This window comes from Bremerella sp. TYQ1 (assembly GCF_020150455.1).
In the GTDB taxonomy this organism is placed as follows: Bacteria; Planctomycetota; Planctomycetia; order Pirellulales; family Pirellulaceae; genus Bremerella; species Bremerella volcania_A.
This window is the reverse complement of record NZ_CP083740.1, coordinates 1,122,640-1,147,555: the sequence shown is the minus strand read 5'-3', so window position 1 is coordinate 1,147,555 and position 24,916 is coordinate 1,122,640. Positions and strand designations below refer to the sequence as shown.

At 52.8% G+C, this 24,916-nt stretch carries 15 protein-coding genes; 10 read left to right on the top strand and 5 right to left on the bottom strand.

Annotated elements, in window-relative coordinates:
• Positions 1-25 precede the first annotated feature (25 nt).
• The 5 genes from LA756_RS04145 to LA756_RS04125 all read right to left on the bottom strand — a co-directional run bounded on the left by LA756_RS04145 (position 26) and on the right by LA756_RS04125 (position 6,871).
• The gene (locus tag LA756_RS04145; protein WP_224438615.1) at positions 26-1,249 is read right to left on the bottom strand and encodes an efflux RND transporter periplasmic adaptor subunit; all 1,224 of its coding nucleotides are present in this window, start codon (positions 1,247-1,249) and stop codon (positions 26-28) included.
• A complete protein-coding gene (locus LA756_RS04140; RefSeq protein WP_224438614.1) occupies positions 1,242-2,741 on the bottom strand; it encodes a TolC family protein in 1,500 nt (499 codons plus the stop codon). The genes LA756_RS04145 and LA756_RS04140 overlap by 8 nt, the downstream gene beginning before the upstream one ends.
• A gap of 517 nt (positions 2,742-3,258) precedes the next feature.
• Positions 3,259-4,845, bottom strand: a complete 1,587-nt coding sequence (locus LA756_RS04135; RefSeq protein ID WP_224438613.1) for a glycosyl hydrolase — start codon at positions 4,843-4,845, stop codon at positions 3,259-3,261.
• 181 nt (positions 4,846-5,026) lie between these two features.
• Positions 5,027-5,749, bottom strand: a complete 723-nt coding sequence (locus tag LA756_RS04130) for a YebC/PmpR family DNA-binding transcriptional regulator (protein ID WP_224438612.1) — start codon at positions 5,747-5,749, stop codon at positions 5,027-5,029.
• A 123-nt stretch (positions 5,750-5,872) separates the two neighbouring features.
• Complete coding sequence (locus LA756_RS04125; protein WP_224438611.1) at positions 5,873-6,871, bottom strand: PmoA family protein; 999 nt, start codon at positions 6,869-6,871, stop codon at positions 5,873-5,875.
• A gap of 206 nt (positions 6,872-7,077) precedes the next feature.
• Here LA756_RS04125 and LA756_RS04120 point away from each other — a divergent pair, with 206 nt between their 5' ends.
• The 10 genes from LA756_RS04120 to LA756_RS04075 all read left to right on the top strand — a co-directional run bounded on the left by LA756_RS04120 (position 7,078) and on the right by LA756_RS04075 (position 24,916).
• Positions 7,078-9,687 (top strand): tetratricopeptide repeat protein, encoded by a 2,610-nt coding sequence (locus LA756_RS04120; RefSeq protein WP_224438610.1) that lies wholly within the window; start codon positions 7,078-7,080, stop codon positions 9,685-9,687.
• Positions 9,684-10,535, top strand: coding sequence for a DUF4159 domain-containing protein (locus tag LA756_RS04115; protein WP_224438609.1), 852 nt, complete (start codon positions 9,684-9,686; stop codon positions 10,533-10,535). Before LA756_RS04120 ends, LA756_RS04115 begins: the two co-directional genes overlap by 4 nt.
• A gap of 66 nt (positions 10,536-10,601) precedes the next feature.
• Complete coding sequence (locus LA756_RS04110) at positions 10,602-11,606, top strand: MoxR family ATPase (protein ID WP_224440476.1); 1,005 nt, start codon at positions 10,602-10,604, stop codon at positions 11,604-11,606.
• 7 nt (positions 11,607-11,613) lie between these two features.
• Positions 11,614-12,594 (top strand): DUF58 domain-containing protein, encoded by a 981-nt coding sequence (locus LA756_RS04105; protein WP_224438608.1) that lies wholly within the window; start codon positions 11,614-11,616, stop codon positions 12,592-12,594.
• A complete protein-coding gene (locus LA756_RS04100; RefSeq protein WP_224438607.1) occupies positions 12,591-14,693 on the top strand; it encodes a BatA domain-containing protein in 2,103 nt (700 codons plus the stop codon). The genes LA756_RS04105 and LA756_RS04100 overlap by 4 nt, the downstream gene beginning before the upstream one ends.
• Entirely contained in the window at positions 14,690-18,397 is a 3,708-nt protein-coding gene (locus tag LA756_RS04095; RefSeq protein WP_224438606.1) for a hypothetical protein, read from the top strand. The genes LA756_RS04100 and LA756_RS04095 overlap by 4 nt, the downstream gene beginning before the upstream one ends.
• On the top strand, positions 18,390-20,768 hold the full coding sequence (locus tag LA756_RS04090) for a glutamine amidotransferase (RefSeq protein ID WP_224438605.1): 2,379 nt from the start codon (positions 18,390-18,392) through the stop codon (positions 20,766-20,768). The genes LA756_RS04095 and LA756_RS04090 overlap by 8 nt, the downstream gene beginning before the upstream one ends.
• Before the next feature lie 2 nt (positions 20,769-20,770).
• Positions 20,771-21,769, top strand: coding sequence for a hypothetical protein (locus tag LA756_RS04085; protein WP_224438604.1), 999 nt, complete (start codon positions 20,771-20,773; stop codon positions 21,767-21,769).
• A gap of 259 nt (positions 21,770-22,028) precedes the next feature.
• Complete coding sequence (locus LA756_RS04080) at positions 22,029-22,637, top strand: biliverdin-producing heme oxygenase (protein ID WP_224438603.1); 609 nt, start codon at positions 22,029-22,031, stop codon at positions 22,635-22,637.
• Positions 22,634-24,916 (top strand): ATP-binding protein, encoded by a 2,283-nt coding sequence (locus LA756_RS04075; RefSeq protein WP_224438602.1) that lies wholly within the window; start codon positions 22,634-22,636, stop codon positions 24,914-24,916. Before LA756_RS04080 ends, LA756_RS04075 begins: the two co-directional genes overlap by 4 nt.

Here is a 24,916-nt window from a genome sequence, read left to right as displayed (position 1 = left end):
AGGCTGGGGGAAGATTCTTTGTCGCTCACGGGGCCTCCTTCGAACTTGCGGAGGAAGCAGGCGACTCAATCTTTTTCAAACCGATGCCGCTCGCTACGGTGGCCAGCGTCGTGGTAACGACTTCGTCGCCAGACTCTAAGCCAGAGTCAATGAACGCATACTCGGCATCGCGAAACACGACATTCGTCTCCCGAATGTCGAGCTTTCCATCTTTCATGACCCACACGGTGTCGCGTTCGTGAACGTAGTTCCGTTTCAGCTTCACGACGTTTTCGATCGGGCGACCTTCAATGTGCGTTTCGATCAGTGTATCGAGAATCAGCGGAGGAACGTCAGATTTCAACGCCAACGGATCGGCGACGACAATCAGCACGCGAGCCAAACGTGTTTGCTGGTCGAGGCTGCCAATCATGCGAGAAACAGACGCGTAACGTTCGACACCCTTCGGCCACGTGTCGGGATTACGAAGCGTTACCAGCGAGCTGCGACCATCCAACTCTGGAAATTGAATCCACTGCAAGCTACGCACAGGCACCGAAGCCATGATCCAATATTCGTCCACACCGACCAGCTGGGCCAACTCGTCGCCGGGGGCGACTTGTGAACCGACGTTGACCGAACGGCTGAGAATCTGCGCATCGAACGGGGCATGAATGTTGGTCCGTTCCAAGTCGAGCTTGGCACGTTCGACCGATGCTTTGGCCGCATTCACTTCCGCTTCAATCGATTCGACTTGCGGTTCTCGCAGCACCAGTGCGCGGTTCGCTTCGTCGATCGTTCCTTCCAGCAATGCCAACTCTTTCTTGGCTAACGACTGTCGTCCTCGTTCGATCTCGAGCGAAGCTTCCGCTTGTTGCAGTTCGCTTTGCCGAACGAACAATGCGTTCTCGAAGTCGGCATCGTCGATCCGCAGCAAAAAGTCCTTGGCTTTGACCATGCCGCCGGGAACGAACTTGGGCGAGAGCGAAACGACCTGACCGCTGATCCGCGGGCTAAGCACGATCTCTTGAGCGGCTTGAACGGTTCCCAAAACAACGATCGTCGGCGAATAGGTCCCGCGTTCGACAGTAATCGTTTCGACCAGCGCGGCCGACTTGCGTGTCGCTTCCAGCTTTTCGGCGACCGGTTCAGTCTTGTTGATCACGATGACGGTGACGACCGCTGCTCCGAGGATCGCTGCACAAGCCACTACGGTTCCCAGAATGCCGAGCAGCTTCCAGACAAATTGTGATTTCGGAGCGTCACTCATCGGTCATGTTCTCCTCCGGAAGCTCTTCGATGATCTCCGATGGGATGCCTTCAATGATTTCGATCGGAACGCCATCCACATATTCCAACGGGATGTCGTTTAAGGGGTAGGTACTGCGGGGGTCGAAGTCGCCGGCGAGGGCCAGATACAACGCAATGCGATTGAGGACTAGTTCCAGTCTTGCGGACAAAATCGATCGCTGCAAGCTCTGCTCTTGTGTGATGGCGCTCAAAACATCGAGGTATTCGGTCTCGCCAATCAAGTACTGCTCGCGCAGTTGGAGCGAGGCTTGATGGGCCAGTTCGACTTGGGTTTCCAGCCGTTCGATTCGCTGAAGCAGATAACGCTCTGTCGTCAGGGCATCTTCCACTTCGCGGTACGCGATCAGCACCGTCTGCGAAAACTCAGTGAAGCGTTGTCGCACGAGAGCCACATTTCGGTCGACTTCCGCCCGGCGCTGGCCGCCGTCGATCAGCGGAGCGATGATTTGCCCCGCCACAGAAACGACCCAATCGCGAAACAAGTTCTCAGGGCTTTCCGCAACCGTCGTGACAGATGCGCCTAAATTCAATCGTGGATACTGAGCACTCACCGAGGAAGCCAAATCACGATCGGCCGCCCAGAGTGCCAGGAATTCGCGGCGAATATCAGGTCGCCGATTGAGCAGTTCCGAAGGCAATCCGGTCGCAGGCAGCGGAGGCAAACTCGGCAACTGATCGCCAGGTTCGTAGGTCGCTTCTTGAGGTGGCTGACCCTGCAAAACGGCCATCAAATGTTCCAGGACTTCAATTCGCGATAACACGACAACACGTTGCTCGCGCGTCGATTCAACCAATTGCCGTTGCCGCAATACGTCGGCGCTGCGAATTTGCCCGAGACCAAACCGCGCTTCCTGAAGCTCGAGCCCGGTGCGGTTCGTTTCAATTTGTTCGTCCAGCAAAGCCAGCTGAGCGTGGGCTTCAATTAGCGAGTACCACGTTCGCGAAACATCTGCCGACAGGGTCAATGCGATGACCTGGTAGTCAGCCTCTGTCGCTGACGCTCGCAGCCATTGGGCATCGACTCTCGAGCCAATTTCACCCCACAAGTCGACCTGATAAGAGGCATCGAGCCCGAGCACAAAGTTCGATCGGTTCGGAGCACTGCTGGAAAGGATGGTGGTATCGGCTTCCGCAATGCCGTTCACGTCCGGCCAGAGATCAGAGGCTTCACGACGCGCGACTGCCTGAGCGGCTTGAATCCTTCGGAGCGCACCTTCCAAATCGAAGTTGCCATTCATCGCAAAATCGACTTGCTGATTGAGCGCATCGTCGGCGAAAGCAGTCCACCACAAGTTATCTAGAGGAACTTCGCCACTATCCGAAAAAGGGGGTGGCTGCTGGGTCGGCAAACTGACCGCGGACTCGCGACCGGCGCAGCCCACCCAACAAACGTGCATTCCAAGCAGAAGCAGCGCTGTGGCAATTCGGTGAGGTAAAGTGGGCAGGTCCATCGGCAAAGATAGTAGCCTAACGTTTTACTCGAAGACAAGATCAATCAAAGACTTACGCCGAGGCTAGCGACAATTTGCCAGCTTAGAAAAACACCCAGACGGACATGGGCGCCCAGAATTCGCAGTCTCACCAGACTCTCATAGCAATGAAGACATCGCTCGGAATCGATGGCAGCTTAAGGTGATCTATGCTGCCACTATTTTTAGAAAGATGGCAAGAATGGCCTGGGGACCGAATCTAGTCGGTTTCGAGCCTAAAAGCGCTCGAAGTTTGCGCCAAGTCTGCGCGTAGTATTGCTCAAATTGCCAGTTTCAAGCGTTTTACCCGCGGCTTAAGGGCGTAGAAATAAGGGAAGCGATTCTCACATGCCACTTAAGCGCAATGCCAAGGGGTTTAACCCCCCGAGAAGTAAGCATATCGTAAACTATTATTGGACAATGTACACACAACTATGCAATATTACCTAATGAATACGCCCGGGCCACGCAAATCGGTACGAATGCAAAGTCAGCCCCCTTAACCAGTCACCAGGTGATGCACTGACTGCTCTGGATTACGCATCTTACGCAGATCGACATCGTAGAGCCGCATCCGAGCCGATTCGAGATAAACACCAAACAGCCCTTCGGCGAACGTCGAGTCGGCCAGCGTCAGCACGACACGACCATCGACCGAAAACTCGAGATAATGACCAAACGCGGTGAGCGAGATCTCGGCCTGACCGGGAGTTTCGCTATGCCAGTTACTACCTTGCAAGGTTTTGAATTGCATCATGTGCTCGCCACTGCCGGGGGCGCCGGTGTGCCAGGAGCGAAGCTGGGCGACCCCCTTCAAGAGGTCGAGCGAGAGGTAGTAGCCATCCTGAGTTTCTGGATCGACACGGAAGATGACGCCGCACTTGCCGAGCCCGTAGAGGTCGATTTTCGCGGATAATTTAGCCGATTCGATGCTTCCATCGAACACAAACGCCTGAAACCCGGCCTCACAACCGAGATCTAGATTGTTTCCGTCGATGGAGCAAAACTGTTCGCCGATTCCCTTATGCAGCGAGTGAACACAGCGCGTGTCGATCCGTTCGCCGAGGAATTGATCGAGCTTTTCATAGGTCGTCGCTCGGAGCATCCCGTTTTTCGTACGATGCAGCCGCTTCGGAGGAGGCATCAAGTTTTGTTTCGTCCGATCCGGCCCACCCAGCGTGAAGAAGTTCCAGAGCAGCCAGCCTTTGTCGTCTTCGCAAACGCGAGCGGCATAGTTGTCTTGGGCAAGCAGAACGTTGTCGTAGTAACTTCGCCAGGGAGAACCGATTTTGTCGGTGTGCCAATAACGGATCTTGGCGTCTTCGCGAAGACTGCCGATCAAGTAATACTCGTTTTCAATTTTTAGAAGGTTCGGTACTTCGATGTCGTCGTAAAGACCAGGGTGATGAAGCGATGGGCGAGCCGAGAATTTGCCTTCGGCTACTTCCTCCATCACGCCAACACACCCGCGACGAACGATCGGCCCTTCTTTGACGCGGGCAGCCATAATCAGCCAACCACGATCTCCTTCGCGGTAGTAGTAGGGATCGCGAAAGCTGACCCAGTTACGTCCTTCGTCGAGCGACGATTCGTAATACTGAGGCGGTGCTTCCAGCGGAAAATGACTTTCCGGGTCGTACATCGCACTACGGCAACTGCTGGATTGCTGCCGGGCAATTTTGCGGGCTTGAAGCACTTTTTCAGGGTCGTGGGGACCGCGGTCATCGGTCCAACTGACGTCTTCTTTCCGCCAATGGAACAAGTCGTCACTAACCGCCAAGCCAAGCCGCTGAATGCCCCCTTGCTCGCGGCGAGACAGCCCAGTGTAGAACATTCGCCAACGGCCAGGCTGATGAGGATCTGGCGAAACGGCCATCGTCCACAGCATCAAGTCATCCCAAGCGCCGGGGTCGCCGATGAACAGGGCGTTGTTAACGCGGCGCCAATTGATGGCGTCGGTACTTACCGCATGAGCGATGAAGTCGTGGTTGGGAAGAACCAGGTGGAAGAGATGATAAAGGCCATCGTGATAAACGACGTCCACGTCGCCGATTGCTTTTCGGCTGCCTTCGGTTTCGGTATACACGTTTCGCGAGCGGTCAAAGGTTGGTCGAACTTGTCAGCATGTCACTCGAAAAATCAAGTGGAACTGCATCCAAGGTAGGCCAAACGCCAACCTATCGCGAGGTCAATCCGCGGCAAACTGCGGGAAATGTCGGCAGAAACGTGGCAAAAACAACAATGACACGTTTCGCCGAATGGCCCAGCTATTCCGGCAACTGGGCACTATGGTAGACGTTTTGAACGTCTTCGCAGTCATCGAGCATGTCGAGGAACTTCTCGAACGCCTTGGCATCGTCGCCGGTCAGTTCCGTGGTCGCTTGAGCCACAAAAGCGATTTCCTGGACCTCGAATTCGATTTCCGGCATCGCTTCCTGAAGGGCCTGTTTCGCTTTGAAGAAGTCGGAAGAAGCCGCAAACACGGTGATTTTTCCTCCTTCTTCTTCCACATCATCGACGTCGACATCGGCCTCAAGCAGCAGTTCCAAGATCTTGTCCTGGCCTTCTCCCTGAAACGAAAGTACCGCCAAATGATCGAACAAGTGCGAAACGGAACCAGTCGTACCGAGCTTCGACCCCGTTTTGGTGAAGCAATTTCGCACGTCAGTAATCGTGCGATTCGGATTGTCAGTCAAGCAATCGACAATCACGGAACATCCGCCGGGGCCGAAACCTTCGTAGCGAGCCTCGGAGTAGTCTTCACCCCCGGTGCCGTTGGCTTTGTCGATCGCTTTATCGATGACGTGGGCAGGCACTTGTTCCCGTTTGGCTTTTTCCATCAAGCTTTTCAGCGTCGGATTCGATTCCGGATCGGGAACGCCATTCTTCGCGGCAACGTACAGCATTTTGCCATACTTCGAGTAAAGCTTGGACTTTTGGGCCGCGGTCTTAGCAATCGAATGCTTCCGATTTTCGAAGCTTCTTCCCATGCGCGTGGTCTACTGTCAACGAAAGAGGGGTGAAACGGAACTACCTAATCCATCAAAGATAAACGAGTTCGGTCGATTCGGCAATTCCGAGTAATCAGCATTACTCGAGCCTTTTCGGCGAGATTATTCGCCTACCCAAGCTTGCCACTGCTGATCGAGCCACTTCGCGTCCGGCATCGTATCGGTGACCAGGTACCGGTATCGAGCTTGATAGGGATGATCCTTATCGATCGTAAATTCTCCGTCGACACACGGAGCAAAGCAGAAATAGGGCTTTGTCGGATGAATTCTCGCCTTCTGCGGGGCTCGGAAATTGTCCTTATGGCAAAGCACCGCAATGCTGACCGGTTTGCCATCGATATTGCCCCAAAGAGAGATCCATCGAGCCCGTTGATGGTTTCCGGCGGTGCGGTTCGAACCAAGATTATTCAGAAAGCCACTGGCCTCCAATGTTGGCCCTGCCGTATCGGCTTTACGGGAAGTCAACCATCGCGACTGACCTCGCATTCCCAAGCCGCCATAGTGATATTCCTCGATAATTAAAGGATCCTGGGTCAAAGCCGTTTGAGTCAAATCCAAATCGAAGCAGCGATACGAGCCGTCGGTTGGATAAGCGGTTAGCTTCCAGTTTTCTTTCAGAACATCCACCGCTGGTTCCGTTACCCTGCGATGAATCAGTTCCACCTCGAAGCGGACGTTTCCGTCGGTTTCGTTTTTGTCGAGAACTTGGTGATGTAATACTCGTCCTGTTTTGCCAGCCAGGTTCCAAAAGTCGACCGGCTTCCCCTGATACGTGGTTTGGACCCAGGCCGTAAAAATGCCTTGCTGGTGGGGGTGGTCGGCTGCAAATGCATCAGTCAGCACGCGTCCGGACGGAGAACAGACCGGATGCAAAAAACCGCTTCGCTCGTAGATCGAATCGATTCCTGCTGGAGCGTCCGGAGAAACCTTGTTGTAAACAAGAATGGTTTGATCGTTGTCAAGAATCGAAATTGTCTTTTCCGTTTCGACCAACTGAAGATCACCAGCCGAACTACTCGATGGCATTCCACCCATTAAAAGGAGCCACGCGGCGAGTGCGAACGGGATGTCTCGCCCTACCCTGAAAAACAGTTTTAGCACGATGGAATTTCCTGACAGAGAGTTTTGGGCAGTTCCGGGGTTCAATAAGAAACGTAGCAAGTGACTCCGACCAATGTCAATTCTTGAGCATCGTTTCCAAGCGGACCACGGTCGCGGGATAAATATTTCTTGTCATTTGCGAATTGGGCCTCCTAAAATGACCTCATCGCACTTTTAAGTGTAGCTGCTTTCAGAAGGAGTTGGATTTGCGAAGCTTGTTTCCGTCGCAAAGTACCCGTCAGCCATCGGCTGCGGGGTTCTTGGCGATTCTCTTCACATGTGCCGGTTGGCTTTTAATAACGCCAGCGAGTCACGCCGAAACACTTTCCGAAGCGGAAGTTCTCTACCAGACAGGAGAATACCAAAAGTGCATCGAGGTCGCGGAAGCAGGAATCGCCGGTTCACCTTTTTCAAGCGAGTGGCGAATTTGGAAGCTTCGCGCAGAAATGGCGATCGGCCGTTACGACGATGCTTTAGCAACGGTGGAAGAAGCGAAAAAGATCAGCTCGCGAAACCTTCGATTGCTGTGGATGGAACGAGACGTTCGTCGGTTCAACGATCAATCGGCCAAAGCGAAAGAGGTTTTAGCTGAGATCGCCGCACAGATCGAGCGAACCAGCGGAATGTATCGCGACTCGCAAAGCATGGTGATTATCGGCAAGTTCTTCTTGGAAGTGGGAGCCGACCCGAAGCAAGTTCGACTCGACCTATTTAAGCAAGTGCAGCAGCGTGCTCCGAACTCGCCGGATGCCTTTATCGCAGCCGGCGAATTGGCGTTGGCCAAAAACGACTTCGCACTCGCGGCTGAGGATTTGCAAAAGGCATTGAAGCTGGACGAGAAGAATCCGCGAATCTTGTATGGCCTGGCACGATCTTTTGAGCCAAGCGATTCGGAAAAAGCAGAGCAATTCGTTAAGCAGGCCCTGGAAGCCAATCCCAGCCATGTTCCGAGCCTGTTGCTGGTCGCCGAGAACCATCTAATCGCCGAACGCTATGAAGAAACGGAAGCACTGATCAGCAAAGTCCTCGAGATTAATCCAGCCGAACCAGATGCCTGGGCGCTAAGAGCAGTACTGGCTCACTTGGCGAGCGATGCAGATCGTGAAGCGGAGTGCCGTAAGGAAGCACTTAAACATTGGACCGATAATCCGCACGTCGATTATCTCATTGGTAAGTTCCTGGCCCGCAAGTATCGGTTCGCCGAGGCCGCGGCTGCCCAGCGCAAATCGCTTTCGTTTCAATCCGATTATCTGCCCGCGAAAATGGAATTGGCCAACGACTTGTTACGACTGGGCGATGTCGAGAAAGGCTGGCAGCTGGCCGAGGAAGTCTTTGATGCGGACAACTACAATGTAGTAGCCCACAATCTTTCAACGCTTCGCGAGCACATGGCCAAGTTCAGAACGCTACGAGCGGATGGGTTTGTCGTCCGCATGGATGCCGAGGAATCCGAGATTTATGGTCCGCGGGTTTTAGAATTGCTCCAGGAGGCCAAGCAGTTACTTTGCGAAAAGTACGATGTTGAATTGCCCGAGACGGTGGCGGTCGAGATTTTTCCCAAGCAACAAGACTTCGCCATTCGCACGTTTGGCCTTCCAGGCGGAGCAGGCTTTTTGGGGGTTTGCTTTGGCAATGTGATTACGATGAATTCGCCAGCTTCACAAAGCCAAAATCCCTCGAACTGGGAAGCGGTCTTATGGCACGAGTTCTGCCATGTCGTGACGCTGACGAAAACGAAGAACAAAATGCCACGCTGGCTGAGCGAAGGTATCTCGGTTTACGAAGAACGTCTTCGCGATCCCTCTTGGGGGCAAGCGATGTCGCCAGCGTATCGCCAAATGATTCTAGGCGAAGATCTTACTCCCGTAAGCGAACTGAGCGCCGCATTTTTAAGGCCCCCAAGCCCGCGGCATTTGATGTTTGCCTATTACGAGTCTGCCATCGCGGTCGAATTCATCGTCGATAAGTTTGGGCAGGAAGCGTTACGTAACATATTGGACGAACTGGCCAACGGTCTGCAAATCAACGACGCGATTGCTCGTCATGCCGCACCGTTAGATGCGATTGATGCAGGGTTCGAACAGTACATTCGTGAAAAGGCAACCGCCTTCGCAGAGAAGGCCAGCTTTGAGACCAACGGACTACCGGAGGGGAATGATCTAGCCGAATGGAAAGCGTGGACGGAAAACCACCCGGATAACTTCCCTGGCCTCCAACGTTATGCCATCGCACTGATACAAGCTGAAAAGTGGCAAGAGGCATTAGCGGTCGTGGATGAGCTACGGAAGCTAGAGCCCGATTTTGCCGGAGAAGGCAGTGCCCTGGCCTTGAAAGCCAGAATTTCTCGGGAATTGAGCGAAACCGAGACCGAACTTGAAGTGTTAAACGAAATAGCCGTACGCCAGAGCGATGCGCTAGAGGTCTATCAACGCTTGGCGGATATCTACTCGGAGCAAGAGAATTGGTCCGAAGTTGGTAAGAATGCACAGCGAATCCTGGCAGTAAATCCCCTTAACCAGGAACCATATCACTTATTGGCGAAAGCGGGGGAAGCGACCAATGACGCCGAGATGGCCATCAATGGATTGACGATGTTAGCCAGGCTCGATCCAGTTGATCCGGCCGACATTCATTATCGCGCCGCTCGGTGGTTGGCGAAAGCTGATCGTCGTGAGGACGCACGTCGACATGTTTTACTTGCGCTGGAGGAAGCTCCTCGATACCGCGACGCCCACCATCTTCTCCTGTCCCTTGTCGCAGAAGACAGCCCCACGGAGGAACAGCCCTCCCAACCGCCAACGGAAGAGACGGAATGACCTTGTTTGCGAAACCAGCCAGGCTCATCACCGCCGTGGTCGGCCTTATGTTGCTCGGGAGCATAGTGCTTGCCCAGTTTGAAGGGGGCAATCCCTTTCGCGATAACTTCAGCCGTCGCGGTCGGTATAACCGCGATCGTGGCCCGGAGCGCGGAGCGCGAAACGATTGGGAGATCGACGAGCGGTTCGAGCACGATGCGTTTCGATTTGCTCGCGTGAAGTACACCTCGTACGGCTGGCGAGACAAGTGGGCCGTCGACTTTCCTGAAAGCGACTTGAATCTTCCACACCGCCTTCGCGAATTGACTTCTATGGAAGTTCATCCTGAAAGCGTGATCGTAGAGCTGACCGACGAATCGCTTTCGGACTATCCATTTTTGTACCTTGTCGAACCTGGCAACATGAACCTTTCTGAAGGCGAGGTGAATGGCCTGCGCCGTTATCTCCTCAACGGTGGTTTTCTCATGGTTGACGACTTCTGGGGCGAGGACGAATGGCGAAACTTTTACGATAACATCAAACGGGTGTTTCCTAACCGCGAACCAGAAGAACTCCCTTTAGAGCATGACATCTTTCATTTGGTATACGATCTTGCCGAGAAACCGATGATTATCAGTATCGGTGCTTGGATGCGGGGCAACCACACCGAGCGGCACGATGCTCAGGAACCGCACTACAAAGGAATCTTTGACGACAAAGGGCGAATGATGGTGGTCATCTGCCACAACACCGACTTAGGCGATGGCTGGGAAGAAGAAGGGGTCGATCCTAGATACTTCAAAGAGTATTCCGAGCGGTTCGCCTACCCATTGGGTATCAACATTATCACCTACGCCATGACACATTGATCTCTGCCCCAGTTGCCACTTCCCTGAACCTACCGTTGAGAAAGTCAATCGAACGTGAGCACCGAGATGGAAGGCTACGAAGCCGAACAACAAGCTGTCGAGCAAATTCGCTCTAGCCGTGAACGCATTTTGAGTGAGCTTTCCAAGTCGGTCATCGGCCAACAGGAAGTGATCGAGCAACTTCTGCTTTGCTTATTTGCGGGCGGCCACTGCCTGATTACAGGCGCACCAGGCCTCGCGAAAACGCTGCTGGTCAATTCGATCTCGAAGATCTTTGACTTGGACTTTCGCCGTATCCAATTCACGCCAGATTTAATGCCCGCCGATATCACCGGCACGGAAATCCTCGAAGAAACACCCGAAGGGCGACGACAACTCCAGTTTGCCAAAGGACCCATTTTTGCGAATGTCATCCTCGCGGATGAAATCAACCGCACACCTCCGAAAACACAAGCGGCCCTGCTGGAAGCAATGCAGGAACATCAAGTGACCGCTGCCGGCGTACGTTATCCGCTGGAGGAACCATTTTTCGTACTCGCCACGCAGAACCCGATTGAAATGGAAGGGACTTATCCGTTGCCGGAGGCCCAACTCGATCGCTTCATGTTCAATATCTGGATGGACTACTTGCCGGAAGACGACGAAGTGGCGGTCGTCAATCAAACCACCTCACGAGCAAACGAGCCGATCAATTCCCTTTTTAGTGGTGAAGACGTCCTACGTTTTCATGACGTTGTTAAAAAGGTGCCCATCGCCGAGGCGCTGGTCCGATATGCTGTGCGAATTGCAGATGCTTCACGACCGAAACGCCCCAATACGCCTGATTTCGTTAACGAATGGGTTACCTGGGGGGCTGGAATTCGTGCGGCTCAGTATCTCGTCCTCGGAGCAAAAGCACGAGCACTGCTGATGGGGCGCCCACACGTGACTGCCGAAGACATCAAAGCGCTTGCTCATGTTACGCTGCGGCATCGTATTCTGGTCGGCTACCGTGCCGAGGCAGAAGGAATCACCGTCGAAACGGTGATCGACAAACTGCTGAAGACCGTGCCTATTCCAGGAGCTGCGTAAGACTGAGATGGGGACGTTCCGATCAGATTCCGATAGTCCGAAAGCACAGCAATACGGTGACGTCTCGCTGATCGATCCCGGTTCGCTCATGCGAATCAAGTCACTTGAGTTACGCGCGAGGGCGATTGTCGAAGGCTTTCTTTCAGGCTTGAATCGCTCGCCCTATCATGGATTCTCGGTTGAATTTACCGAGTATCGTCAATACACGCCCGGCGACGATACTCGGTACCTCGACTGGAAGCTGTATGGCCGCTCAGACAGATACTTCATCAAATGCTTCGAGGACGAAACCAATCTTCGCTGTCATCTGCTGGTCGACTTGAGCCGTTCTATGAGTTTCGGAACAGTGGGCTACGACAAAGCCGACTACGCGAAAACCGCGGCTGCGACGTTAGCATATTTTTTATCGCTACAGCGCGATGCCGTCGGACTGCTGGCGTTCGATCAGAAGATTGTCGATCGAATTCCTGCTCGATTCCGACCTGGCCATATCCATCAAATCATGATGAGTCTGGAACGTGCTCCGGCTGGGACGGCAACCGACATTGAAAAACCGCTAGAACAAATTGCCGCGACCGTCGCAAAACGTGGGTTGGTCGTGCTAATTTCCGATCTGCTGACACCGATTGGCTCGCTCAAGAAGAATTTAGGCTTTTTGCGAGCCCGAGGGCACGAAGTGGTAGTTCTGCGTCTGCTTGATCCCCGCGAGATCGACTTTCAGTTTGAAAAGCCTGCCATGTTTTTCGATGTGGAGTTGTCCCAAGAGGTTTACATCGACCCTGCGGCAGCGCGAGAAAGCTATTTGAGCAAATTCGGTGAACATGCTCAGTCTCTGCAGGTAATTTGCAGCCAGCTTGGCGTTGAGCTTCATACGATTTCTATCGACCGCCCCTTGGAGCTGATGTTGTTCGACCTATTGGCAGATCGATTACGTGGATCAAGGGGGGGGCCACGACAGCGAGGAGCCAGGACAGGTGGTGCAACATGAGTGTGTTGTCAGGTCTGTTCCTGCTAGGTGGGGCAGCCATCCTAGGGCCTATCTTGTTTCATCTCATCCGTCGCACGCCCAAGGCGCGATATGAGTTCAGTTCGCTTCTTTTTCTTGAGCCAACACCGCCAAAGCTAACAAAACGCAGCCGTTTCGATCAGTGGCTTCTACTTTTGCTGCGTTCACTGGTCATCTTGTTACTCGCATTTGCGTTCATGCGTCCGTTTTTCCGTACCGAAGCAGAGCTGTTGGGCGCGAATGCCCCAAATCGCTATGTCGCCATTTTGATCGATCAAAGTGCCAGCATGCGACGCAGTGAAATGTGGGACAAGACGCTAACAGAAGTCCGCTCGATACTCGACAATCTCGAAGCAACGGATGAAGTCTCTTTATTTGCGTATGCAGATGAGTTAACGCCGCTTGTATCACAGGAAGAGGCACCCACCGTCGACGGTCCAGCGCGTCATGAACTGGTTCGTCAAAGATTAAAAGAGTTAAAGCCAACTTGGGGAGCAAGCAATCTTGGCAGCGCCCTTTTGAGTGTGTCAGAGAGACTCACGACTGCCAAAGATCAGCAACAGTCCAACGCGTCGATGCAAATCGTACTTATAACGGACCTCCAACAAGGCACGAATCTCGAATCGCTCCAGGCAGCAGAGTGGAACCAAGGTGTTCAAGTCGACTTACATCGGATCGAGCCAGAGAACCCCACGAATGCAAAAGCAATTCTACTGGATACCAAATCGCCTGGGGATGAGCTAACCGCAGTTCCGAAGGTACGCGTGCGAACTTCCGCGGATGCGACACACGACAGTTTCTTTGTTGCCTGGGGCAACGCTGAAGGTGAGAAGTCGCAGCCAGTTCCTTTTTATGTACCGCCAGGCGAGAGTCTAGTCCTCGGTGTACCGAGGGACATCGCCATGGCAGCGCCCGATCGAATTCTGCTGACCGGCGATGAACCAAGCATGGACTTCGACAACACCTATTATGTGGTGCCGCCTATTCAGAAGATCGTGCGGATCGGTTATGTCGGGAACGAAGACGTGGATGACCCAGCCGACATGCTGTTCTATCTGAGTAGAGCCTTCGGAGAAACGCCGGACCGGCGAGTCGAGATTGCCTCGGCCGACTCCATCGACGACCTGAAGTTAGACGGAGTGAGCCCTCCTCAAATCGTGTTCATTTCGCAACCCGCAACTAGCGATCAACGTGCGAAGCTGGATAGGTATTTGGACGATGGCGGCAATGTCCTAGTCATACTTAAGACAGATGAGATGGCAAAGGACATGGGAGATTGGCTCGGCGGAGTAGCCATGGCCCAAAGTGCTGAGTCGGAACCAAGCACGCGTGCTTCTTACACGATGCTTGAGCAGATCGACTTTCAAAGCCCGCTGTTCCTACCCTTTGCTAACGCTCGCTACAACGACTTCACGAACATCCGCTTCTGGAAGTTTCGCCCAGTCAATGCTCCGGCTGATGCCCAGGTACTTGCTCGATTTGACACAGGGCATCCTGCCATCTGGCAAGTGTCACGTGGCCAAGGGGAACTCTACGTCATGACTTCTGGCTGGCATAAAGAAGATAGCCAGTTGGCGTTGTCCACCAAGTTCATACCGTTGCTTTCGCGTTGGCTGGAACTTTCAGATGCCGCGAAACTGGATACGAAGAATTTCGTCGTGGATCAGGACATTCCGTTGCCGGAAGCGGACAAAGAACGGACGATTCTTTTTCCCGATGGTCAAACAATTTCTATTGCAGCAACGGCAACCACATTTTCTGACGCCAGCGAACCAGGCATCTACACTTTGATTATTGGTGAAGAGCACTTGCCCTTTGCCGTCAATTTGGCGGAATCGGAAAGCGATACACAACCGCTCGACGCCAGCTATTTAGAACAACTTGGCGTTGTATTAGGGGAAGCACCAACGACGTCCGAAACGCTAGATCAGCAGCGTCAGCTACGTGATTTGGAACTCGAACAGCGTCAAAAAGTCTGGAAATGGCTGATCGTTGCCGTGCTCATACTGCTGGGTGCGGAAACCATTCTGGGGCGTCTGCGATCGCGTACCTCCACCCCAAACCTGGGAGATTCCGCATGATTGATCGAGAACTCGCTTTTCAACTCAATCAGGCCGCTCAGCGATTGCGGACGTTTCGATTTTGGCTCGGCATGGCGGTTGTATGGGTGCTTACCGCGCTAACCCTAGGCATTCTTTATTGGGTGACAAAGTCAGCTGGGCAACTCATTGAAGGTGGAATGTTTGTCACCACGAGTCTTGCCTGCGCTGCTTCCGTCGTGGTTGCCATTATCAGCTACCGAACGGCGAGAAGCTTCTCATCGGTTGCTCAGAAAGTTGAAACTCGGTTTCCGCAACTTGATTCAACTTTGTTGACCGCCATCGAGCAAAATCCTGGACCAGGCAGCAAGACGTTGGGCTTTCTCCAAAGTGAGGTCGTGAATCGGGCGTTGTCTCACGCGCGGTCGCACGACTGGAGAATGATTGTATCGCTCGGCCAATTACGTGTGGCGAGGGCGTTTGCCTACATCGGTGTGTTGGCAACGTTTCTGGCGGCTTTAGGGCTAGGAATGCTCAACTTGGAACTAGCCAAAGCGACGCCCAACGACAGGCAAGATGACGCGCTTTCCAAAAACCTAACTCAATTAACGGTGGCCATCGAACCGGGCGATACGGAAGTGGAACGTGGTAGCAGCCTTTTGGTGTTGGCCAAATTTGCTGGCGAGCTTCCCTCGGAATCATCACTTGAGTATCGAACTGATGACACGAGCAGCTTTTCCGTACCAATGTCGCAGTCGCTCGACGATCCCGTTTTTGGTGGGCGAATTGCATCGGTAACACAGCCACTAAAGTATCGCGTAGTTTATGGAGACCAACGCACAAAAGATTTTACCGTCGACGTATTCGAATATCCACTGCTCCTTCAAGCCGATGCCCGACTCGTGTTCCCGAGTTATACCGGCAAAGAAGAGAAATTCATCCAAGACATACGGCGGGTCTCTGCCGTCGAAGGCTCGCAGATCACGCTATTCTTTCGTGTCAACAAGCCATTGGCATCTGCCATATTGCAAGCAAGCGATGACGATGAGAACGGAGATGTTGCCCTTGAACAAGATATCGAGGAACCGTATACCTACCTGGCGACGTTTGCTGTTGACCGATCGCGCGAATTTCAATTGCTTTTGACCGATTCCGAAGAGAGAACGAACAAGCACCCTCCAACGATTCGCATTAACTCGATACCAAACCTTCCGCCTGATCTCAAGCTCGCCAAGCCCACTCGAGACATTGAAGTATCGCCAATCGAGGAAGTCGACTTGGCGGTATCGGCCTGGGACGATTTTGGCCTTCAGCGTGTGGGGCTGTCGTACTCGATTCCAGGAAAGCTGGAAAAGGAAATCTCACTACGAGAACAATTCGATTCGAAGCAACGCATCGAATCAGAGCACCTGTTGGCTTTGGAAAGTCTGAATGCCAAGCCCGATGAATTAGTTGCTTGGTATTTTTGGGCCGAAGACGTTGGGCCTGATGGCGAGGTGCGTCGAACATTGAGTGACATGTTTTTCGCAGAGGTGCGGCCCTTCGAAGAGATATTTCGACAGGGTGAGCAGCCACCTCAGGGAGAATCCCAGCAGCAACAGCAACAACAAGGGAGTCAGGCAGCTCAGCAAGCGGAGGAACTCGCTGAACTCCAGAAACAGATTATCAATGCCACATGGAAAGTCATTCGCAGAGAGACTCGCAGTACGCCCAGCGAAGACTTTCAAAACGATACGGCCTTGCTGATCGAATCGCAACAGTCTGCACTGAGTCAATTGGGTGAGTTAGCGGAATCGTTGGAAGATGCCGAATCGTTGGGGCACGGAAAGTCGGCCCAAGCCTCTATGGAAGAGGCAATCAAGGAATTAGAAGCAGCCGCTGCAGGAGCTGATACGGCGCAACTATCCCCTGCCCTTGCACACGAGCAAGCCGCGTATCAGGGACTATTGCGACTGCGAGCTCGAGAGCATGAAGTCGTTCAATCGAGTCAGTCTCAACAACAGTCCAGTCAGTCGCAGCAGTCTCAGAACTCGCGTTCGCAGCAACAACTCCAGCAGCTTCAATTGCAGGAAGACGAAAATCGATACGCCCAAGAGCAGCAGGCACAGACGCAACAGCAAGAAGAATCTCGCGAAGATCGCCAGGTTCTCAATCGATTACGTGAGCTCGCTCAACGGCAGAACGACCTGAACGATCGAATCAAGGAAATGCAAGGCGTCCTTGAGGCTGCCGAGACCGAAGAACAACGGGCCGAGGCTGAGCGTCAACTCAAGCGACTTCGTGAGGAGCAAGAGGAGATCCTCCGCGATACCGAAGAGCTTCAACAAAGGATGGAACAGCCTGACAATCAAGAGCGGATGGCCGAACAACGACAGCAACTGGACGAGGCACGTGAAAACGCCCGCCGCGCGTCGCAAGCCCTCGAGCAACAAATGGTCACTCAAGCTGCCAACGAAGGAACCAGGGCACAGCGTGGTTTAGACGAACTTAAAGAAGAGTTTCAAAAACGTACGTCCAGCGAATTCGATCAGGAAGTACGGGAACTCCAACAAGAGGCGGAAGAACTTTTAGCCCAAGAAGAGGAGCTTGGCGAACAACTGCAAAATCTCGCAGAAGATCAAGAAGCGACGACTTCATCCCTTCGTGAGTCAGACCAGAAAACAGTGACCGAGCAGCTAGTCAAGGAACAACAGGAACGCCTCGAGCAGTTGCTCGAGAAAATGCGTAATACCGTGGAAGAGGCAGAGGAAACTCAACCGCTTTTAGCGGAACGGCTTTATGAGTCGATTCGCGATACAAGAGTCTCGAACCCAGATAAAGCCCTTGAAGCAACCCAAATACTACTGCAGCGTGGCTTTCGACAAGAAGCGGCCCAGCAGGAACTACAAGCCCGCGAAGGCATTGAGCGACTCGCCGAGGGAGTGGAGAAAGCTGCTGAGCAAGTGCTAGGCGACGAAACGGAAAAACTACGCCGCGCTCTGGACGAACTGGAGCGGCTTAACGAAGAACTGGAACAAGACATGACTAGTTCCGACCAGGGCCAGTCGCAGACGCCCACGAATCGCCCTTCGCAAGGAGAACCTTCTGCCCAACCGGAGTCGAACAACGAGGGTCAACAGCAGGGTCAACAGCAGGGTCAACAGCAGGGTCAACAGCAGGGTCAACAGCAGGGTCAACAGCAGGGTCAACAGCAGGGTCAACAGCAGGGTCAACAGCAGGGTCAACAGCAGGGTCAACAGCAGGGTCAACAGCAGGGTCAACAGCAGGGTCAACAGCAGGGTCAACAGCAGGGTCAACAGCAGGACGGTTCGTCGAACCGTCCTGCAAATCCTAGCGAGGCCGCCTCAGGTGGAGCATCTGGAGGTTTAGATCGTTTTTTAAACCAAGGAGGTTTTTCGCCGAATGGCCCTTTCTCGGGAGATGACTTTGTAGATTGGTCAGACCGCCTACGAGATGTTGAGGAAATTGTTGACGATCCAGAGTTGCGAGCTGAGGCCGCTCGTATCCGAGATGAAGCACGTGAACTTCGTCGAGAGCAATTGAATCAATCCGCAGCCCCGCAATGGGAGATCATCCAGGATCGCATCGCAAAACCTCTCGCGCAGCTTCAACATCGCGTCTCCGAGGAACTGTTAAAACGGACGTCTGAAGACGCGAGCGTACCGATCGACAAGGATCCTGTGCCCGCTCAGTACGAAGATGCTGTCCGCCGCTACTACGAGCGATTGGGGGCAGCGAATGAGTGATTGGCTTCAGGATCAATTTTTCATCGCTTGGCCAAATGTGTGGGGAGCGAGGAATTGGATATTACCTGCTTGCATCATGGGTGGACTCGTCGTAGCTCTGACGCTGTGGGCATATGCGACGGTTAACATCTCCATTTGGTGGAAGTTGACGTGTGCTTTGCTCAAAGCCGTCGCCGTGGTGCTGCTGGCTGCGATACTGGTCGAGCCCATGCACAGCGATACTCGCCCAGTTCCAGGGGCGAATGTATTTGCCGTCTTGGCAGATAGGTCGCAAAGTTTGTTAATCCACGATCAAGGATCGGCGGAAAGTCGAGCCAGCCAGCTTTCTCAAGTGCTACACGCCGAAAACCCATGGCAGGTGCGTCTTGGGCAAGACTTCGACGTACGGCGGTATGAATTTGACAACAAGTTGAGGCCCGTGACTACTTTTGAGGGTTACGCCGCCGACGGCAGTGGAAGCGGGATTGTCTCCGCGTTGTCAACTCTCCGCGAGCGATTCTCTCAGCGACCCACCGCGGGAATCTTACTTTTCAGCGATGGAAACGCTACCGATCTTTCTACTGCGAATATGACGTGGGAAGATTACCCGCCCGTCTATCCGGTTGTTTTGGGATCTGACGAACCATCTTTCGATGTTGCCGTGTCGCAAGTGGCAGCCACTCAAACGAATTTTGAGGCTGCCCCGATCACGATCACATCCGAGATCGTTGCATTTGGACTTTCAGGTAATGACATGGTCGTCGAACTGCTCGACGAGCAAGGGGAAGTCCTGCAATCGAAGAAGGTTATAGCCGCAGAAAATGGCAGAAGTACTACTGTACGGTTTCAGGTAAAACCGGAATCGCGTGGCGTTTTGTTCTACGAGGTTAAAGCCCACGCCGAGTCGGAAGAGGGAATGTTCGGCGGGCGCACGCGAATCCAAGAGGCCACATTGCTAAACAACAGTCGAAAAGTGATGGTCGATCGTGGCCGCGGGCCTTACAGCGTTTTGTATGTCTCAGGTCGACCCAACTGGGAATTCAAGTATCTAAATCGTGCACTTTCCGAAGACGACGAATTGAAGTTGCACGGTCTTATTCGGATCGCCAAAAAGGAGCCCCGATTTCAATTTCGGGAAAAGGACTCCAATGCCAATCGCATCTTCACAAATACCGATGATGAAAAGAAGGAGCAAGTCGAGCAATACGACGAGGCAGTTCTTCTACGTGTAGGTTCGCTTAAGGAAGGCCAGTTGTCTGGCGGCTTTCCCAAATCGGCTGATGAACTCTTCCAATACCACGCAATCGTACTCGATGACGTAGAAGCAGACTTCTTCACGCAGCAGCAGATGTCTCTAATCCAAGACTTCGTCAGTCTACGAGGCGGAGGTCTGCTCATGCTCGGCGGGATGGAGTCGTTTTCCAATGGCGATTACAACCGCACATCGATCGGAGAGTTGTTGCCGGTTTATCTCAATCCCACGAAACAGCCGCCTCCAGCAAACGAACTTCAACTGTCTTTGACCCGGGAAGGCTTGTTAGAGCCATGGGTTCGCGTGCGGTCTACTGAGGAAGAGGAATCACGACGGCTAAGGGAAATGCCGAAGCTGCGTGTCTTGAATTCAGTGTCCAGCTTGAAGCCAGCAGCAAGTCAGCTCCTTTCCGCCAATGCATCAACTGGCGGTCAATTGCCAGTGCTTGTAACTCAGCGTTTTGGGAAAGGACGTACCGCGGCTTTTATGATTGGTGATCTTTGGCGATGGAAACTACATCAGGATTCGCCGGAGAATGACGACCTTGAAAAGGCCTGGCGACAAACCATCCGCTGGCTGGTCGCAGAAGTCCCCCAGCGAATCAGCGCAGAGGTTAGTCCTGCCGGAGACGACGCGGACAGAGTGATCCAGGCGTCTGCCCAAGTTCGCGACGAAAACTACGAGATGCTGGACAACGCAAAAGTTGATATCGCTGTGACAACGCCTGAAGGGAATTCGATTCAGGTTGCGAGTCAGCCCAAGGGAACCGAATCAGGAATCTATGAAGCGAGCATTGCTGGGAGAAACGAAGGAGTCTATCGTGCCACGATAGCCGCACAGGGACCCGATGGAAGTCGGATAGGGGAAGTCGAAACGGGATGGGTTGCCGATCCGGCTCGGGAAGAGTTTGCGACACTTCGTTCCAATCGCGAATTTCTGGAGACCATTGCTCAGCAAACTGGCGGAGAAGTCATCGAACTGAACGAATTGGATCGTTTTGTCAGCACGCTCAACCAGCGTGAGATCCCTGTCACAGAACCGCAAGTTCGGTCGATCTGGCATACTTGGGGTGTCTTCTTAATAGCAGTCATGTTGCTTTCGTTCGAATGGGGCCTGCGTCGTTGGAAAGGGTTGGCTTAACTATGTACTGGATGATTGCCGCCCTCTGCCTATTGGTCACTTTAGGCGTTTCTGAGTCTGACTCACCACCCGGTCCCGTCGTCGTTGTCGTTGTGGGAGAGCCAGGCGAACCTCAATACAAAGAGCTGTTTCAGCAGTGGTCAAGTAATTGGCAGGAAGCTGCCGAACGAGCAGGCAAGTCATTTCACTTAATCGGAATCGACTCTGTCGAAGTAAGTGACAAGCCAGATGTAGAGCTTCTCAACGATACTTTGATGAAGCTACAAAAGAAACCGCCACAGGAACTTTGGCTCGTTCTCATAGGACATGGCACGTTTGACGGTGAGAAGGCAAAGTTCAACCTTCGGGGACCTGATATCGCGTCCACTGAGATAAGTGATCTCATTGGCTCCATCTCTTGCCGAATGGCTATTGTTAACTGCACATCGTCGAGTGGGCCGTTTTTGGGGGAATTGTCCGGGGAGCAACGTGTCGTCGTTACGGCGACGCAAAGTGGATTCGAGTATAACTTCGCGAGATTTGGTGGTTTCCTATCTGAAGCGATCGGCCAAGCATCAGGCGATTTGGACAAAGATGGGGAAACTTCCCTGCTGGAAGCCTGGATTGCTGCTTCAAAACAGACTAGCCAATACTACGAGTCTAAATCCCAGCTCGCCACTGAACACTCGATGTTGGATGACAATGGCGATGGCAAGGGGACTCCAGCCGATTGGTTTCGCGGAGTCCATCTAGCGAAGACGTCGAGGGATGAATCATTACCTGATGGTACGCTGGCCAATCAATTTATATTAGTACCTGGGACTGAGGCAGAGCGTTTGTCGGAAGATAGCGTCTTGGAGCGAAACAAGCTGGAAAAGCAACTTGCCGATCTTCGCCAAAGAAAGGGAGACTTTACCGAGAAAGAGTATCTCGATCGGCTCGAAACTATCCTGATTCCACTTGCGAAGCTTTACGAGCCTTTAAGAAAAGAAGACTCTTCGCCTGATTCTTCGCAAGAATAGAAGGATCTGGTGTTGGGTCAGCGAAGGAAATATGCGGTTACCAAGCAAATTGCCTCTGCTTGCTTACTAGTTGACGGATCTAACAAACTATTTACCATGTAACTCCATGGGAGATTAGTGAAATCTACCGTACCGGCAGTGGGGAGCCTGGTTTTAATTCTGCATAGCAAACCGCGCGCATGGTGCGTTTCTTAGTGTGGTATGCGATTGCGTTAAACCAAGTTTAGAAGTGTCCCAGCGATTGGGGGCCGGTTTCTCCATGTCTCTTGCTAGCCATTGCCTGAAGTCTGCGACCGCTGAGTTGCATCGCGAGGTCGAACGAAGCGTCGACTGGAAATCGATGCTCGGCTCGGCGGAGAATTATGACCGCTTTCTACAGGCGATTTCTCAGCTTATTTGTCCCATTGATCTGGCAATAGAACGTCAATTGAATATCGACCACGGCTGGTTCACTGACCGGCGTCGTGGCTCGTGGGCACAAGAGGACCGGTTACGGCTAACACAGTTGATGCCCGAATTGGCGACCGTCCCGTCAGACCGTCAAACGACTGACCGTGCGATTCCAGCTTGGGAAAGTGATGTCAGCTGGATTGAGGGACCTGCCGAAGCGGCCGGTGTCGTCTACGTTTTGGAGGGCTCCACCATGGGGGCAATGCACCTCTGTAAAGTCGTGTGCCATTCTTTCCCTCAGGGCATAACTCCACCGATCAAATACTTAAACGCATACGGTGAGGCAACTCCCAAGCATTGGCAACAGACCAAAAGCTGGTTGGACGAGCAGCTTGTTTCACCGGACGAAATTGCTCGTTCCACTTCAGCGGCGATGATGATGTTTCGATTGTACGGCGAGAATTTAAGCAAACTATGACAATTCCAGGATCCTCGAACGATGCAACCTCGGTCGACCTGACAAATTGCGATCGAGAGCCAATTCATTTAGCGGGAGCAGTCCAGCCACACGGGACGCTGCTTGCGTTTCAATTGGGAGAACTTACGCTCCAACATCGATCCGCCAATGTTTCGGATTGGCTCAAAGAAGTTCCAGAAATTGGAAGTGCTCTGGATTCAATCTTTGATGCAGAATCGACGACGTTGCTACGAAACGTATCGATGGGTATTCGCGAGGTTGTCCGTCCGTTACGTCTTCGTCCCGTTTCTTCTAAAAGTTCACTTCCCTATTCTGCGGCGGCCCACGTCTATCGTGGAATGCTGGTAGTTGAATTAGAGCTACCCAAGGAGTCGAACCATAGCGCGGAGATCATTGAAGAACTAAGTCTTCCGCTGCAATTGACGAGAGCGAACCAGAGGCTGCAAAGTTGCCGAGATCTTTCCCAGTTGTATCAGGTCATTGCAGATGAGATGCGAGACATCAGCGGATTTGACCGAGTGATGTTGTATCGATTTGCCGAAGATAACCATGGCGAGGTGATCGGCGAGTCGGTCGTTGCAGGACGGGAATCGTTCTTAGGTCTGCATTACCCTGCAACAGATATTCCAGAGCAGGCTCGACGTCTATACATTCTCAACACAGTTCGTTCCATCGGGGATGTTAACGCAGAACCAGTACCGATAACTCCTAACTGTAATGCGAATGCGGAGCGTCCGCTCGACTTGAGTCTTAGTTGTTTTCGGGCAGTGTCTCCGATTCATATTGAGTATTTGCAAAACATGGGTGTTCGGGCTTCGATGTCGATATCCATCGTCATCGACAATCGCCTGTGGGGACTAATCGCGTGCCATCATTACTCTGCAAAGCCTCTTCGATTGGAGGAACGAGCGGCCTGTGAGATTATGGGGCTCGTCGTCGGCAACTATCTTTCAGCTCGCGAACAGGCCGGAACCAACAACGAGAGAACGGAGCGTCGGGCAAGCTTTCACCGTGTCTTAGAATTGGTCACCCGAACTGCCAACATGTGGCAAGATACGGAAGAACTTTGGCCAGAGATGAAGAAAGTGGTCGACGCCAATGGACTGGTGATTGTCTCGCAAAGAGAATCCCAGAGTTTTGGTAGCACTCCACCACTGGATGCAATTCCTTCGATCGTTAATTGGGCCGAAGGAAATGAAATCGAAGGGGCTGCTCTACGATATACCCACAGTCTTGCTGGTGAACTTGCAGAGTCCACGGGTACTACTTCCCTAGGCACTTGTTGTGGCTGTTTGGCTGTCCCTTTATTTGGACCCGAGGTTAGTTGGCTGCTATTTTTTCGTGACGAATATGTCAGCGAAGTTAGCTGGGCAGGCAATCCCGATAAAGTGGCAGTAAAGACTGACGATGGGGTACGTCTTTCTCCGCGTCAATCATTTGAGGAATGGAAGACAACCGTACATCAGCAATCTCGGCGATGGACGCAAGTCGATCGAGACATGGCGGAAGAGCTACGTCACGGCCTCGTTGAGCTGCTTAGCTTACGTGCCGCCGAACTGACGCGACTAAATGATGAGCTCGCCAAGATCAATGCAGATCTCGATTCGTTTGCCTATGCAGCATCGCATGACTTACGAGAACCGCTGCGAGGAATTAGTCAGACCGTTTTTCTGCTGCAGCATGAACTTGGCTCAGAAATCGATGAGAACACGTCGAATCGACTTCAAACGCTGGCAAAGCTGTCGGCACGCATGGATGAACTGATTCAAGGGCTACTTCGTCTTTCTAGGGCCGGACAAGGTAACCTAGAATTCGAGCGAGTCAGTCTTCAGGAAGTCGCAGAGGAAGCTGTTGAGATGGTTCTTGGGCGGCCGCATCCTAAGGATGTTTTGGTCACAATCGAGAATGACATGACTCTCTGGGCCGATTTTCTTTGCATTCGAGAACTATTTACGAACCTTGTCTCGAATGCCCTCAAATACAACGAACATGACGTAAAGCATTTGGTAATAGGCGCTTCAGCAAATGTCACAGCGGACGGCAAACGCGAAGCCAAGGTATTTGTTCGAGACAATGGCATAGGAATTGCTCCTGAACTCCAGCAGGAAGTCTTTCAGATTTTCCGCCGTCTCCATTTGCCAGGAGAGTATGGTGGGGGATCTGGGGCAGGACTGGCAATTTGCGAGAAGATTGTCTTGCGTCATGGTGGAAGAATCTGGATTGAATCCCAACCAGGAACTGGTTCCACCGTTTGTTTCACCTTGGAACAGGTAAGCTAA

Coding starts and splice junctions, on each gene's coding strand:
- LA756_RS04145 (WP_224438615.1), bottom strand. CDS start 1,249: ATGAGTGACGCTCCGAAATCACAATTTGTCTGGAAGCTGCTCGGCATT.
- LA756_RS04140 (WP_224438614.1), bottom strand. CDS start 2,741: ATGGACCTGCCCACTTTACCTCACCGAATTGCCACAGCGCTGCTTCTG.
- LA756_RS04130 (WP_224438612.1), bottom strand. CDS start 5,749: ATGGGAAGAAGCTTCGAAAATCGGAAGCATTCGATTGCTAAGACCGCG.
- LA756_RS04115 (WP_224438609.1), top strand. CDS start 9,684: ATGACCTTGTTTGCGAAACCAGCCAGGCTCATCACCGCCGTGGTCGGC.
- LA756_RS04110 (WP_224440476.1), top strand. CDS start 10,602: ATGGAAGGCTACGAAGCCGAACAACAAGCTGTCGAGCAAATTCGCTCT.
- LA756_RS04105 (WP_224438608.1), top strand. CDS start 11,614: ATGGGGACGTTCCGATCAGATTCCGATAGTCCGAAAGCACAGCAATAC.
- LA756_RS04100 (WP_224438607.1), top strand. CDS start 12,591: ATGAGTGTGTTGTCAGGTCTGTTCCTGCTAGGTGGGGCAGCCATCCTA.
- LA756_RS04095 (WP_224438606.1), top strand. CDS start 14,690: ATGATTGATCGAGAACTCGCTTTTCAACTCAATCAGGCCGCTCAGCGA.
- LA756_RS04090 (WP_224438605.1), top strand. CDS start 18,390: ATGAGTGATTGGCTTCAGGATCAATTTTTCATCGCTTGGCCAAATGTG.
- LA756_RS04085 (WP_224438604.1), top strand. CDS start 20,771: ATGTACTGGATGATTGCCGCCCTCTGCCTATTGGTCACTTTAGGCGTT.
- LA756_RS04080 (WP_224438603.1), top strand. CDS start 22,029: ATGTCTCTTGCTAGCCATTGCCTGAAGTCTGCGACCGCTGAGTTGCAT.
- LA756_RS04075 (WP_224438602.1), top strand. CDS start 22,634: ATGACAATTCCAGGATCCTCGAACGATGCAACCTCGGTCGACCTGACA.